Below are 13,577 nucleotides of genomic sequence, written 5' to 3' on the forward strand. Positions count from 1 at the left end.
CGTCAGATCACCCCGTTCGACTTGAGCAGGCGCAGCTCCTCGTCCCCGAGGCCGAGTTCGCCGATGTACACCTCTTCGTTGTGCTCGCCGAGCAGCGGTGAGCCGGTCACCTCGACGGGGGAGTCGGAGAGCTTCAGCGGGCTGCCCACAGTCACGAACTCGCCGCGCTGCGGGTGCGGTACGCGGACCACCATCTCGTTGGCGGCCAGCGACTCGTCCTCGATGATCTCCTTCGTGGACAGGATCGGCCCGCACGGGATGTTGTGGGCGTTGAGCCGCTCCAGCACCTCCCATTTGGGCAGGGCCGAGGACCACTCCTCGATCAGCTGGAACATCTTGTTCAGCTTGGGCAGCCGGGCCTGCGGCGTCGCCCACTCGGGGTCGTCGGCCAGCTCGGGCCTGCCGATGAGTTCGCTGAGCGGCTGCCAGCCGACGGGCTGCACGATGACGTACACGTAGTCGTTCGGCCCGCCCGGCGCGCACTTGACCGCCCAGCCGGGCTGGCCGCCGCCGGACGCGTTTCCTGACCGAGGAACCTCGTGGCCGAAGTCGTCGTTGGGGTATTCAGTGAGCGGCCCGTGTGCCAGGCGTTGCTGGTCCCGCAGTTTCACCCGGCACAGGTTGAGTACAGCGTGCTGCATGGCCACGTTGACCCGCTGACCGCGCCCGGTGTTCTCCCGCTGGTACAGCGCCGCGAGAATCCCCGCCACGGCGTGCACACCCGTCCCCGAGTCCCCGATCTGGGCCCCCGTCGCCAGCGGCGGCCCGTCCTCGAAACCGGTGGTCGACATCGACCCGCCCATGGCCTGCGCGACGACCTCGTACGCCTTGAAGTTGGTGTACGGGCCGTCCCCGAACCCCTTGATGGAGGCATAGACGATCCGCGGATTGATCTCCTGGATGCGGTCCCAGGTGAAGCCCATACGGTCGACCGCGCCCGGTCCGAAGTTCTCGACCATGACGTCGCAGCGCCGGATCAGCTCGGTGAGGATCTCCTTGCCGCGTTCGGTCTTGGTGTTGAGGGTGATGCTCCGCTTGTTGCAGTTGAGCATCGTGAAGTAGAGGGAGTCGACGTCCGGGAGGTCGCGCAACTGCCCCCGCGTGATGTCACCGGAGGGCGCCTCCAGTTTGACGACGTCCGCGCCGAGCCAGGCGAGCAGTTGGGTCGCGGACGGGCCCGACTGGACGTGCGTCATGTCGAGGACGCGGATGCCTTCGAGAGCCTTGCCGGCCGTTCCTGTCATCGGGGGCACCTCACTTGTACATCGTCTGGTTCATCGTTCCCGGGGCGTACGCGTCCGGGTCGACCCAGACGTTGATCAGGGAGGGCTTCCCGGACTCGCGGGCGCGCCTGAGCGCAGGGCCGATGTCGGTGGGGTCGCGCACCTCCTCGCCGTAACCGCCCAGCATCTGCGCGAACTTGTCGTAGTGGACGTCACCGAGGGTGTTGCCGACCCGCTCGCGCTCCGGACCGTACTTGGCTGCCTGGCCGTAACGGATCTGGTTCATGGAGGAGTTGTTGCCGACGATGCCGACGAACGGCAGGTCGTAGCGGACGAGGGTCTCGAAGTCCCAGCCGGTGAGGGAGAACGCCCCGTCGCCGAAGAGGGCGACGACCTCCTTGTCGGGCCGGGCCTGCTTGGCGGCGAGGACGAAGGGGACGCCGACGCCGAGGGTGCCGAGCGGGCCCGGGTCCATCCAGTGGCCCGGTGACTTTGGCTGCACGACCTGCCCGGAGAAGGTGACGATGTCGCCGCCGTCACCGATGTAGATCGAGTCCTCCGTGAGAAAGTCGTTGATCTCGCTGACCAGCCTGTAGGGGTGGATGGGGGAGGCGTCCGAGCGCAGCTGCGGCAGCCGCTTCTCGAGGGCTGCCTGCTCGGCGGCGCGCAGCTCGTCGAGCCACTCCTTGCGCTTCGACGCGCCCCCGTTGACGCGCCCGGAGGCGGCCTCGGTCACCGACTTCAGCACCAGCCCGGCGTCGCCCACGAGCCCGAGGTCGATGTCGCGGTTCTTGCCGACCGTGCGGTAGTCGAGGTCGATCTGCACGACGGTCGCGTCCGGCGACAGCCGCTTGCCGTAGCCCATCCGGAAGTCGAAGGGCGTGCCGACGATCACGATGACGTCGGCGCCTGAGAAGGCGTACCGGCGTGACAGCTGGAAGTGGTGCGGGTCGCCGGGAGGCAGGGTGCCGCGGCCGGCGCCGTTCATGTACGCCGGGACGTTCAGCGTGCGCACCAGCTCGACGGCCGCTTCCGTGCCCCGGGTCGTCCACACCTGGCTGCCCAGCAGGATGGCGGGCTTCTCGGCGTGCACCAGCAGGTCGGCGAGCTTCTCGACGGCCTCGGGGTCGCCGGCCGAGCGGGTGGAGGCGCGGTAGGCACCGGGCCTCGGCACGCGGGCCTTCGCCGTCGCCACCTTGGCGTCGAGGACGTCGCGCGGGATCTCCAGGAAGGAGGGGCCGGGCGCGCCGTGGTAGCACTCGCGGAACGCCATCGACACCATGTCCGCAGCCCGAGCCGTGTCCGGCACGGCCGCCGCGAACTTGGTGATCGGCGTCATCATGTCGACGTGCGGCAGGTCCTGCAGGGACCCCATCTTGTGCTGGGTGAGCGCGCCCTGGCCGCCGATCAGCAGCATCGGGGACTCCGCGCGGAAGGCGTTGGCGACACCGGTGACGGCGTCGGTGGTGCCGGGGCCCGCGGTGACGACAGCGCAGCCGGGCCTGCCGGTGATGCGCGCGTAGCCGTCGGCGGCGTGGGCGGCGACCTGTTCGTGGCGTACGTCGACGACTTCTATGCCCTCGTCGACGCAGCCGTCGTAGATGTCGATGATGTGGCCGCCGCACAAGGTGTAGATGCGGTCGACCCCCTCTGCCTTCAGCGCCTTGGCAACGAGATGACCACCGGAAATCACGTCCTGGGTGTCGTCGGGCATGGCGAAGTCCTGTCCCTTCGTAGGGGGATGGGATGCAGTCGTCGGTACATTGCATACAGTCGACGAATACTGTATGAAGCTTGTTATCCCGCATCCGATGGGTGGTGTCCAGGGGGCGTGCGGCACTTTCGGTCATCGGAGTTCGGCCTCGCGATGACTTCGGCTTTGACTTCGCAGACGGGAGCCGAGATGGACCTGTACGAACACCAGGCAAGGGAACTCTTCGAGGAACACGGCATCTTGGTGCCGAGGGCCGAAGTGGCCGACTCGCCCAAGGAGGCGCGCGAGATCGCTCGCCGGCTCGGTGGGCGGGTGGTGGTGAAGGCCCAGGTCAAGACGGGTGGCCGAGGCAAGGTGGGTGGCGTCAAGCTCGCCGCAGATCCGGCCGCAGCCGAGTTGACGGCACGTCGGATGCTCGGCATGGACATCAAGGGGCACCCGGTCGGCGCGGTGATGCTGGCCCAACCCGTGGACATCGAGGCGGAGTTCTACGTCTCCTATGTGCTGGACCGCGCGGCCGGCCGTTTCCTCGCGATGGCCTCCGCCGAGGGCGGTACGGAGATCGAGGAGGTCGCCGCCACCAGGCCCGAGGCGGTTGCCCGGATCCCCGTCGATCCGGCAGAGGGCGTCACCTCGGCCAAGGCCGTCGAGATCGTCGAGGCTGCCGGACTGCCGTCGCAGACCGTGGACGTCCTGGTCCGGCTGTGGCAGGTGCTGATCCGGGAGGACGCCCTCCTGGTCGAGGTCAACCCGCTCGTGCGCACCCGGCAGGGACAGATCCTCGCCCTCGACGGCAAGGTCACCCTCGACGACAACGCGTCCTTTCGGCAAAACCGTTGGGGCATGGAGAGCGCGGAGCAGGGCGACGCGCTGGAGGCGGCGGCCGCGGCCAAGGGCCTCAACTACGTGAAACTGGACGGCGAGGTCGGCATCATCGGCAACGGCGCCGGACTCGTCATGTCGACCCTCGACGTGGTCGCCGGCTGCGGCGCCCGCCCCGCCGACTTCCTCGACATCGGCGGCGGGGCGTCGGCCCAGATCATGTCCGACGGTCTGTCGGTCATCCTCTCCGACCCCGCCGTGAAGTCGGTCTTCGTCAACGTCTTCGGCGGTATCACCGCGTGCGACGCGGTCGCCGAGGGCATCGTGCGCGCGCTGGACACCGTACGGCTGACCAAACCGCTCGTCGTCCGCCTCGACGGCAACAACGCGGCCCGGGGGCGCGCGATCCTCGACGAGTGCCGGCATCCCCTGGTCCAGCAGGCCACCACCATGGACGGCGCCGCCCGCCGCGCCGCCGAACTCGCCACCGCAGCCTGAGGAGAGAGAGCGACACCATGGCCATCTACCTCACCAAGGAGAGCAAGGTCCTCGTCCAGGGCATGACCGGCGGCGAGGGCATGAAGCACACCCGGCGCATGCTCGCGGCCGGCACGAACGTCGTCGGTGGCGTCAACCCGCGCAAGGCGGGCCGGACCGTCGACTTCGACGAGCGGGCGGTGCCCGTCTTCGGGTCGGTTGCCGACGGTATGCAGTCGACCGGCGCCGACGTCACCGTCGTCTTCGTACCGCCCGCCTTCGCCAAGGCCGCCGTCATCGAGGCCGCCGACGCCGGGATCGGCCTCACCGTTGTCATCACCGAGGGCATACCGGTCCACGACTCGGTCGCCTTCACCGCCCACGCGGCGGCCCGCGGGACACGCGTCATCGGGCCCAACTGCCCCGGCCTGATCACCCCCGGCCAGTCCAACGCGGGCATCATCCCGGCCGACATCACCAAGCCGGGCCGCATCGGCCTGGTCTCCAAGTCCGGCACGCTCACCTACCAACTCATGTACGAGCTGCGCGACATCGGCTTCTCGACCTGTGTCGGCATCGGCGGCGACCCGGTAGTCGGCACCACTCACATCGACTGCCTGGCCGCCTTCGAGGCGGACCCCGACACCGAACTCGTCGTCCTCATCGGCGAGATCGGCGGCGACGCGGAGGAGCGGGCCGCCGCCTACATCCGCGAGCACGTCACCAAGCCCGTCGTCGGCTACATCGCCGGCTTCACCGCGCCCGAGGGCAGGACCATGGGGCACGCGGGAGCGATCGTGTCCGGTTCCTCGGGGACCGCGCAGGCCAAGAAGGAAGCGTTGGAGGCGGCGGGGGTACGGGTGGGCGCGACGCCCACCGAGACCGCGCGGTTCGCGCTCGCCGTACTGGAAGAAGGGGCGTGACGTCACCCACAGGTGACGTGACGTCACATCTCGGAACCGCCGTGTCCCGCCGGCGTGCTCCGGCGCCCTGCACCATCCCGCCCCCGACCGTGCACCGAGAGCGGAGCAGCCCGATGGCAACCACCCTCACCCTCAAATCAGGCACCTCCTGGCCCGACGCCTGGCGGCGATGCCTCACGGTCGCCCCGGAGGCCTTCCGTGACGACCGTGTCCTCAACCTCTGGAACGCCTCCTGGCAGGCTGACGGCCGTGCGCTTCCGGCCACCAGCCCGGTGGACGGCAGTCCGATCGCCGGCCCGCCCCGACTGGACCGGGTCACCGCCCACCGAGCCGTCCGCGCCTGTCTGGACCAGCACCGCGCCTGGCGGCACGTCCCGCTGGCGGAACGCCGTGCCCGTATCGCCGCCACCCTCGACGCCCTCGCCGAACACCGGGAACTCCTCGCCCTCCTCCTCGTCTGGGAGATCGGCAAGCCCTGGCGGCTCGCGCGGGCCGATGTGGACCGGGCCGTCGACGGTGTGCGCTGGTACGTCGACGGCATCGAACCCATGCTGAACGGACGGGCCCCGCTGGACGGCCCGGTCTCCAACATCGCGAGCTGGAACTACCCGATGAGCGTGCTCGTTCACGCATTGCTGGTACAGGCACTGGCAGGCAACGCGGTCATCGCCAAGACCCCGACCGACGGCGGCGTCGCCTGTCTGACCCTGGCCTGCGCGCTCGCCGCACGCGAGGGTGTCCCCGTCACCCTGGTCAGCGGCAGCGGGGGAGAGCTGTCCCAGGCGCTCGTGCGGGCGCCCGAGATCGGCTGCGTCTCCTTCGTCGGCGGCCGCGACACCGGCGCCGCGGTGGCCACAGCCGTCGCCGACCTCGGAAAACGACACGTACTCGAACAGGAAGGGCTCAACACCTGGGGCATCTGGAACCACTCGGACTGGGACACCTTCGCCGCGGTCGTCCCCAAGCTCTTCGACTACGGCAAGCAACGCTGCACGGCGTACCCGCGATTCGTCGTCCAGCGCGCGCTGTTCGACGAGTTCCTGGCGGCGTACCTCCCGGCGGTGCGCACGCTGACGCTCGGACATCCGCTGGCCGTCGAGAAGCGTGACGATCCCTACCCGCGGCTGGACTTCGGGCCGGTGATCAACGCGGCCAAGGCCAAGGAACTCAACGACCAGGTCGCCGAGGCCGTCGACCGGGGCGCGGTCCCGCTGCACCGCGGCAGTCCGGCCGACGCCCGGTTCCTGCCCGGCCAGGACACCTCGGCGTACGTCCAGCCGGTCACGTTGCTGGGCCCGCCGCCGTCCTCGCCGCTGCACCACGCGGAGCCTTTCGGCCCGGTCGACACCATCGTCCTGGTCGACACGGAGGCGGAGCTGCTGGCCGCCATGAACGCGTCCAACGGCGCGCTCGTCGCCACCCTGTCCACGGACGACCGAGCCACCTACGACCGACTGGCCCCGCAGATCCGCGCGTTCAAGGTCGGCCACGGCACGCCCCGCTCCCGCGGCGACCGCGACGAGCTCTTCGGTGGCTTCGGTGCGTCCTGGCGGGGCGCGTTCGTCGGCGGGGACCTGCTGGTGCGTGCGGTGACACATGGGCCGACGGGGGAGCGCCTGCCCGGAAACTTTCCGGAGTACCAGCTGATGCCCTGACCACCCGCCGGACGACCGGCCGAAGCCGCGACGGCATCTCGGTGGGGCGGTCGACCGGTGTGGTGGGGCCCGTCGGTCGGCTGCTCGGCCCGGTGCGATGACGGCACCTCCGTCGGTTGGTCGGCGGGTGTGGTGAGGGCACCTCCGTCGGCTGCTCGGTCGGCGTTCTCGCGGCACATCGGTCGGCATCGTAGGCGGCGAACGCCGGGTTGGGCCCCACGATCCCGCCCGGGCCCGGCGACTGACGGGTGCCGCCCCACGCCGAGGCCCAGCACGAGTCGCCGCCCGAGATCACGACGACCGTGGACGCCGCCCTGCCCAGGACCGCGGGCGGGCGGCGGCCCCGGTTGCCGGTCGTCGGCAGACCCGGCCGAAGCCGCTCGGTCGGGGCGGCCGGTGCGCAGCGCGGCGTCCAGCCCTCGTGAAGCCTGCCTGTCGTTCGGACCGGCGACCGGGAGGGAGGGTGATCTCGATGCCGAAGCGCCCAGTGATCGAGAAGCTCGGACCGTGCCCCATGGGGTGCCGGCCCGGCTACCTCCTCAAGCGCGCACACCGAGTCGCCCGGCCACCCCGGACTGCGACAGTGTTTCGTCATCCGTTTCGCCATCGGCGAGTGCGACCGGAACCGCCGGCTCACGGCCCGCCCCACGATGGTGTCGCTCATCGAGGGTCTGGAGGACCAGGGCCTCATGGACGGCGGCGCACCCCCGCGGGACCGCCGCCGGAAGGGCGAGGAGGCGGAAGGGTGATCTCACGGTCACCTGGCGTGAGGTGCCTGCGGCGGCGCCCCTGCCACCCGCGCGGCCAGCGGATATGCAGGTGAAACGCACTCCGAAAGCTTGGTATTGTTGTCCATGTCGCCGCGGGGAACGCTCCCGTACGGCGGCAGACACCTGGTCCGGGTGGCGGAATGGCAGACGCGCTAGCTTGAGGTGCTAGTGCCCTTTATCGGGCGTGGGGGTTCAAGTCCCCCCTCGGACACTCTCACCCTCCGTATCGATCGGATTTCGCTCGGTGATGGATCGATGCCCGCATTCGGCGTTCCGCCGGGTGCGGGTTTTGTTGTTTGCGTATCCATTGCCTCCCGAATGTCGCGGAAGCCCGTTTATCGGTTGTCCTGTCACCCCCGCCCAGCGCCCCTGTCGCGGGGTCTCTTCCCGGTCTCTCACCGATCTCTCACCGCCCTCTCGCAGACGAGGTCGGGAGGTTTGACTGACGGTTCGTCAATGTTCATCTCTGTCCCCGTATTGGCGGTCTGTAACCCGTTCCTGTGGTGATACGATCACGCTCGCTTGTAGAGCGGGCGGATGGGTGCAAGACGACATCTCCGACTACGGGGACAGTCCGGGCGGCCACCCCGGTGCGGGCGGTCCGCCGGTCCACCCGCATTGACGGGAATTCAGCTACTGGCCGTCAGTCGAGGCCGCCTGAAGAGAGTCTTATGACTGATTACATACAGAACCCGGTACTCTGGGCTCTCCTCGTCGCCGTACTCGTCGCAGTCGCCCTCATTGTTCGTCAGCGCAGGGCGGCGCGTGCCTTAAGGCAGGAGATCGCGGGGCTCAGGTCTCACTACTCCGCGTTGGAAAACGAGTATGCGCAATCTGTCGAGGCAGCTCAGGAACGAGCCGAAGACGCTACGAAAACGGTCCTCAAGTCCGCGATGCGGACCCTTCAGGGCCTTGCCGCGGAACAGCAGTTGATTGTCTCCCGGCTGCAGAACAAATATGGCGAGTCGGTCATCCTCCAGGATCTCCTGGAGATCGACCACACGAACTCGCAGTTCGGCCGACGCGCCCAGTCCATCGCCGTGCTCTGCGACGGCTGGCTGGGGCGCGCACGCGATGTCGCGTCCGTCTACGACGTGGTGCGCAGCGCGCAGGGCAGGGTTCGCCATTACCGGCGGGTGGAGATTCTCTCGCAGGTCGACTTCGGCGTCACGAGCCGTGCCGTCGAGCCCGTCGCTCTGGCCCTCGCCGAGCTGCTCGACAACGCCACGAGCTATTCCAGCCCGGACACCGTCGTCGAGATCAATATTCGTACCGTGCCCAAGGGTATTTGCATCGTCGTCGACGACGCCGGTGTCGGTATGAACGACGAAGAGCGCGCCCGTGCCGAGAAACTCCTTTCCAGCGATCGGGTCTCGGGTGTCTCCGCGCTCGGTAACCCGCCGCAGTTCGGCTTCGCCGTGATCGGTGTGCTCAGCGAGCGCTTCGGCTTCGAGGTGTCCGTGGACTCCACCTCCCCCTACGGAGGTGTCCGGGCGGTCCTCCTCCTGCCGCACGACCTGCTCACCAGCGCGCCCGAGCAGAAGGAACCGGCTCCGGTCGTTTCCACCGCCGCCGCCACGGGCCGCAGTGGCCCCGACGCCGCGCTCACCGCCGGCACCACGACCGCCGACGGCCTGCCGAAGCGGCGTCGCAAGCGGCCCATGGCCATCGTGCCGGGCAGCGCGTCTGCCCCCACTCCCACCCGCTCGGGCGCCGAGACGGCGGCGATCATGGGCGCCTTCCAGCGGGGCACCCAGTCGGGCCGGGCCACGCCTGCGGATCCCGCGGAAAACTCGAGCAGCACACGTGGTGCCAGCAGCGAAGGGCATGAGGTCTCGTGAACGACGATCTGTCATGGATGCTTGACAGTGCCTTGGAGATTCCCGGGGCCCTGCACGCCGTCCTGATTTCCGCCGACGGCCTGCTGATGGCCCGGACGCAGGATTTCGACAAGGACGACGCGGACCGCGTGGCCGCCGCGATGAGCGGGGTGCAGTCGCTCAGCCGCTCGCTCGCGTTCTTCTGCGAGGACCCGCAGATGCGGTGGCGGCAGACGCTGGTCGAGTTCGACGGGGGCTGGGTCTTCCTCATCTCCGCCGGCGAGGGCGCCTACCTCGGCGTCTCCGCCTCGCCGGACGTCGACATGGCGGACATCACCTTCCGGATGCAGCAGCTCGTCGGCCAGCTCGGCAAGGCCCTGACGACACCGCCGCGCGAGAACCTCGGCGTTCGGTCATGAACGGGTTCGACGAACTGGAGCCCCAGACGCCGGAGTTAGTGCGTCCGTATGTCATCACCAAGGGGCGCGGGCTGCCCGACGAAGGGCAGCTCTCCCTCATCACCCTGGTCACGGCGGCCGCCGATCACGAGCAGCGGCCGACTCGTCTGTCCCCCGAGGAACAGAACTTGTTGGACCTGTGCTCGGCCGGCTACCTCTCGGTCGCCGAGATCGCCGGGCACACCCAACTGCCCCTGGGCGTGGTGAAGATCCTCCTCGCCGCCCTCACCGAAGGCGGCTATCTCATCACTCGCCCGCCCGTGCAGCGGGCACCGCTCGCCGACCGGGACATCCTGGAGGAGGTGCTGAATGGTCTCAGGGCCAAGTTTGGATGAGCAGGCGTACGTCCGCGACGGGGCAACGCAGACAGCGGTGAAGATCCTCGTCGTGGGCCACTTCGCGGTCGGCAAGACCACGTTCATCGGGGCCATCTCCGAGATCGAGCCGCTGACCACCGAGGAGACGATGACGCGGGCCGCCGAGTCGGTCGACGACCTCAAGGGAGTCCAGGGCAAGACCACCACCACGGTCGCCATGGACTTCGGCCGGCTGACCATCAGCGACCGTGTCGTGCTGTATCTGTTCGGAACGCCGGGCCAGCAGCGCTTCGTCCAGATGTGGGAGGACATGGCGCGCGGCGCGCTCGGCGCGCTGGTGCTCGTCGACCCCGAGCGACTCGCGGACTCATTCGCAGTGATCGACCTCATCGAGCAGTACGGACTGGACTACGCCATCGCCGTCAACCACTTCGACGGCCAGCCGCTGCGCGACGAGATGGCCCTGCGCGACGCACTGGACCTGCTCGACGACACCCCCGTCGTCACCTGCGACGCACGCGACGAGAAGTCCTCGGCGGAAGCGCTGATCACCCTCGTCCGTCACCTGCAGGACCGTGCCCACTAGGAGCAGACATGGACGCCCAACCCACCGCCCCCGTGCCCCCTCCGGGTTGCCCGGCGCACCAGCCCGGCGGCAGAGTGCCGCTGTACGGGCCGGAGTACGCGGCCGACCCGCAGGCCTACTACGCATACCTGCGGCACTACGGGCCCACCGCGCCCGTGGAGATCACCCCGGGAGTCGAGGCCACCCTCGTCACCGACTACGCCACCGCTCTCCAACTCCTGCAGGACTCCGGTTCCTTCCGTAAGGACGCGCGCCGCTGGCGGGACTTCAACGAGGGCCGGATCGCCCCCGACAGTCCCGTCCTCCCCGTGCTCGCCCACCGGCCCAACTGCATGTACAGCGACGGCGCCGAGCATCTGAGGCTGCGTCAGTCCATCACGGACAGCATGTCGCGCATCGATCCGATGCGGCTGAGCCAGAGTGTCGAGCGGATCTCCGACTTCCTCATCTCCCAGTTCGCCGAACGCGGTTCGGCCGACCTCATCGGCTCCTACGCGAAGCAGCTTCCGCTGTTCGTGTTCAACGAGCTGTTCGGCTGCACCGCCGACATCGGCGACCGCGTCTTCTTCGGCATCTCCGGCATATTCGACGGGGTCAACGCCGAGAAGGCGGGCGAGGTGCTGTTCCAGGCCGTCGGCGAGCTGATCGCCCTCAAGCGGCGCAAGCCCGGTGAGGACGTCACCTCCTGGCTTCTGCAGCATCACACGGACCTGACCGACGAGGAGATGCTGCACCAGGTCGCCCTGCTGCTGGGCGCGGGAGCCGAGCCCCTGGTCAACCTCATCGGCAACACCCTGCACCGGCTGCTCACCGACGACCGGTACGCACACGAGGGCGGGCTGATCGAGGAGGCGATGGACGACACGTTGTGGGAGAACCCGCCCATGGCCACCTTCGCCGCCCACTATCCGGTGTCCGACATGGAGTTCGCCGGCCAGAAGCTCACCGCCGGTGACCTGATGCTGGTCGGCTTCGCCGCCGCCAACACCGGCCCCGTGCTGTCGGCGGCCCGCAAGGCCGGCAGCAACCGGGCGCACCTCGCCTGGAGCGCCGGACCGCACGCCTGCCCCTCGAAGGAACCCGCCCGGCAGATCGCCGTGTCAGCCATCGAGAACCTCCTCAACCGGCTGCCGGACGTCCAACTCAGCGTTCCCGAGGGGAGCCTGACGTGGCGTCCGGGGGCCTTCAGTCGCGGTCTTGCCACGCTCCCCGCCCGGTACACCCCGATCAAGCCGGTGACTCGGCCGACTCGGCAGACCACCGCCCAGGCATCGGCGCTCCCGACTGCGGTAGCGGCCCGCCAGCCCGAACAGGCAGGTGTGTGGAGCAAGTTCCTCAACTGGCTGACCAAGTAGTTCCACACGAGAAGGCCGGATGCCCGCCCTCCGGGGCGGGCATTCCCTTCAGGTGTCTCCGCGATGTCACTTCGGGTGGTCACCGGGAGGAGTGCTCCTCCCGCAGCTCCTGCAGATACGGTGCCATGTCGACCTGGATCGACGCCCCCTCCCGCTGCCCGTACTGACCCGCGATACCGCTCAGGTACGTCGCGATCTCCTTGCGCATGAACTCCGTCTCCGGCAGCACCGCATCGCCGGTGACGAGCCGCGCGATCCACCGCGCCTGGGCCTCCACCAGCCGCGTGATCGAACCGACGGGGCGGATCAGACCGGCGAAGAACAGACCGGGACGATCCGGGGCGACGACCCGCTTGTACAGCTCGACCGAGCCCTGCGCGCCGACCGGGCAGCCGGGCTCCAGGAACGGGAAAGCCATCTGGTAGCCGGTGCAGTACACGATCGCGTCAGCCCTGACCGACGTGCCGTCGGAGAAGGAGACCCGGTCGCCGTCGATGGCGTCGATCGCGGGCCTCGGCGTGACCTCGCCATGGCGGATGCGGCTGAGGATCTCGTCGGAGATGGTGATGGCCGAGGCGAAGAGCGGGTGGTCCGGCTCGGGCAGCCCGTAGTCGCCGAGCTTGCCGCGGGCTACCAGCAGGGCCTGTTCGATGAAACGGCGCTGTTCGGACAGGGACATACTGATCCACCATGGCGCGTCGGCGATCTGGTCGAGGGCCATGCCGAACAACTGCTTGGGCACGATGTGCAGTCCCCGGCGCACCGAGAGCATTGTCTGCTCGGCGTACCGGGACAGGTCCGCGGCGATGTCCACCGCCGAGGCGCCGAGCCCCACGACGATGACGCGCTGCCCGGTGTACTCGCTGCCGTCGAGGTAGTCGAGGGAGTGGCGAATCGTTCCCGTGAACGTCTCGGCGCCCCTCGGCAGCGCGGGCATCGACGGCTCCGAGTTGTGCCCGGAGGCGACGATCACATGCGTGAAGCCGCGGGACGAGACCGTGCCGTCGGCATCCCGGCTGACGACCGTCCATCCGCCGTCGGCCTCCTGCCGTGCGGACTCCACGGTCGTCCCCACCTCGATCCGGTCCAGTACGCCGGCCCACTCGGCGAACGCGCGTAGATACACGGCGATCTGACTGTGCCGCGGGTAGAGCGGGTAGGAGCCGGGCATCGGGTAGGCGGCGTAACCCGTGAGCTGCTTGGCGGTGTTGAGGTGCAGCGACAGATAGCCGGGGCCGCGCTCGCGCGCCTGTGGCCGGCGCCAGATCCCGCCGACGTCGCTCGCCTGCTCCAGGCAGACGAAGTCGACGCCGGCGGTCTTCAGGGCGTGTGCCGTCGCCAGCCCCGACAGACCCGCACCGATCACACACAGACGCACGGATTCCCCCACAGGAAAGACACCATCCTTTCTCGACGGACAATTGACTGCCCATCCGGCACTCCTCCCACTCGCCCCG

The 13,577-nt window shown here is 69.1% G+C and carries 12 protein-coding genes and 1 tRNA gene; 10 read left to right on the forward strand and 3 right to left on the reverse strand.

Annotated elements, in window-relative coordinates; all coding sequences use genetic code 11:
- Nucleotides 1-2: 2 nt before the first annotated feature.
- A complete protein-coding gene (frc, locus tag OG289_RS41285) occupies nucleotides 3-1,244 on the reverse strand; it encodes a formyl-CoA transferase (protein WP_327319121.1) in 1,242 nt (413 codons plus the stop codon).
- Between the two features lie 10 nt (nucleotides 1,245-1,254).
- On the reverse strand, nucleotides 1,255-2,937 hold the full coding sequence (locus OG289_RS41290; protein WP_327319122.1) for a thiamine pyrophosphate-binding protein: 1,683 nt from the start codon (nucleotides 2,935-2,937) through the stop codon (nucleotides 1,255-1,257).
- 189 nt (nucleotides 2,938-3,126) lie between these two features.
- On the opposite strand from OG289_RS41290, the gene sucC reads away from it, so the two are divergent.
- From sucC to OG289_RS41340, 10 genes are all read left to right on the forward strand, one after another.
- Nucleotides 3,127-4,257: an ADP-forming succinate--CoA ligase subunit beta gene (sucC, locus tag OG289_RS41295; protein ID WP_327319123.1), complete on the forward strand. Its 1,131-nt coding sequence runs from the start codon at nucleotides 3,127-3,129 to the stop codon at nucleotides 4,255-4,257.
- Nucleotides 4,258-4,274: 17 nt separating this feature from the next.
- Nucleotides 4,275-5,159: a succinate--CoA ligase subunit alpha gene (gene sucD, locus OG289_RS41300; RefSeq protein WP_327319125.1), complete on the forward strand. Its 885-nt coding sequence runs from the start codon at nucleotides 4,275-4,277 to the stop codon at nucleotides 5,157-5,159.
- A gap of 113 nt (nucleotides 5,160-5,272) precedes the next feature.
- A complete protein-coding gene (locus OG289_RS41305) occupies nucleotides 5,273-6,814 on the forward strand; it encodes an aldehyde dehydrogenase family protein (RefSeq protein ID WP_327319126.1) in 1,542 nt (513 codons plus the stop codon).
- 248 nt (nucleotides 6,815-7,062) lie between these two features.
- Entirely contained in the window at nucleotides 7,063-7,239 is a 177-nt protein-coding gene (locus OG289_RS41310) for a hypothetical protein (RefSeq protein WP_327319127.1), read from the forward strand.
- A gap of 471 nt (nucleotides 7,240-7,710) precedes the next feature.
- Nucleotides 7,711-7,795, forward strand: a tRNA-Leu gene (locus OG289_RS41315).
- 460 nt (nucleotides 7,796-8,255) lie between these two features.
- On the forward strand, nucleotides 8,256-9,425 hold the full coding sequence (locus OG289_RS41320) for an ATP-binding protein (RefSeq protein WP_327319128.1): 1,170 nt from the start codon (nucleotides 8,256-8,258) through the stop codon (nucleotides 9,423-9,425).
- Nucleotides 9,422-9,823, forward strand: coding sequence for a roadblock/LC7 domain-containing protein (locus OG289_RS41325; protein ID WP_057582154.1), 402 nt, complete (start codon nucleotides 9,422-9,424; stop codon nucleotides 9,821-9,823). The genes OG289_RS41320 and OG289_RS41325 overlap by 4 nt, the downstream gene beginning before the upstream one ends.
- A complete protein-coding gene (locus OG289_RS41330) occupies nucleotides 9,820-10,197 on the forward strand; it encodes a DUF742 domain-containing protein (protein ID WP_020125672.1) in 378 nt (125 codons plus the stop codon). The genes OG289_RS41325 and OG289_RS41330 overlap by 4 nt, the downstream gene beginning before the upstream one ends.
- Entirely contained in the window at nucleotides 10,172-10,765 is a 594-nt protein-coding gene (locus OG289_RS41335; RefSeq protein ID WP_327319129.1) for a GTP-binding protein, read from the forward strand. The genes OG289_RS41330 and OG289_RS41335 overlap by 26 nt, the downstream gene beginning before the upstream one ends.
- 8 nt (nucleotides 10,766-10,773) lie before the next feature.
- Nucleotides 10,774-12,120 carry a cytochrome P450 gene (locus OG289_RS41340; protein ID WP_327319130.1) on the forward strand — a complete coding sequence of 449 codons (1,347 nt, stop codon included), beginning with the start codon at nucleotides 10,774-10,776 and terminating at the stop codon, nucleotides 12,118-12,120.
- A 79-nt stretch (nucleotides 12,121-12,199) separates the two neighbouring features.
- Here OG289_RS41340 and OG289_RS41345 read toward each other — a convergent pair whose 3' ends face one another.
- Nucleotides 12,200-13,498: a flavin-containing monooxygenase gene (locus OG289_RS41345; RefSeq protein ID WP_327320960.1), complete on the reverse strand. Its 1,299-nt coding sequence runs from the start codon at nucleotides 13,496-13,498 to the stop codon at nucleotides 12,200-12,202.
- Nucleotides 13,499-13,577 lie beyond the last annotated feature (79 nt).

The organism is Streptomyces sp. NBC_01235 (assembly GCF_035989285.1).
Lineage (GTDB): Bacteria > Actinomycetota > Actinomycetes > Streptomycetales > Streptomycetaceae > Streptomyces.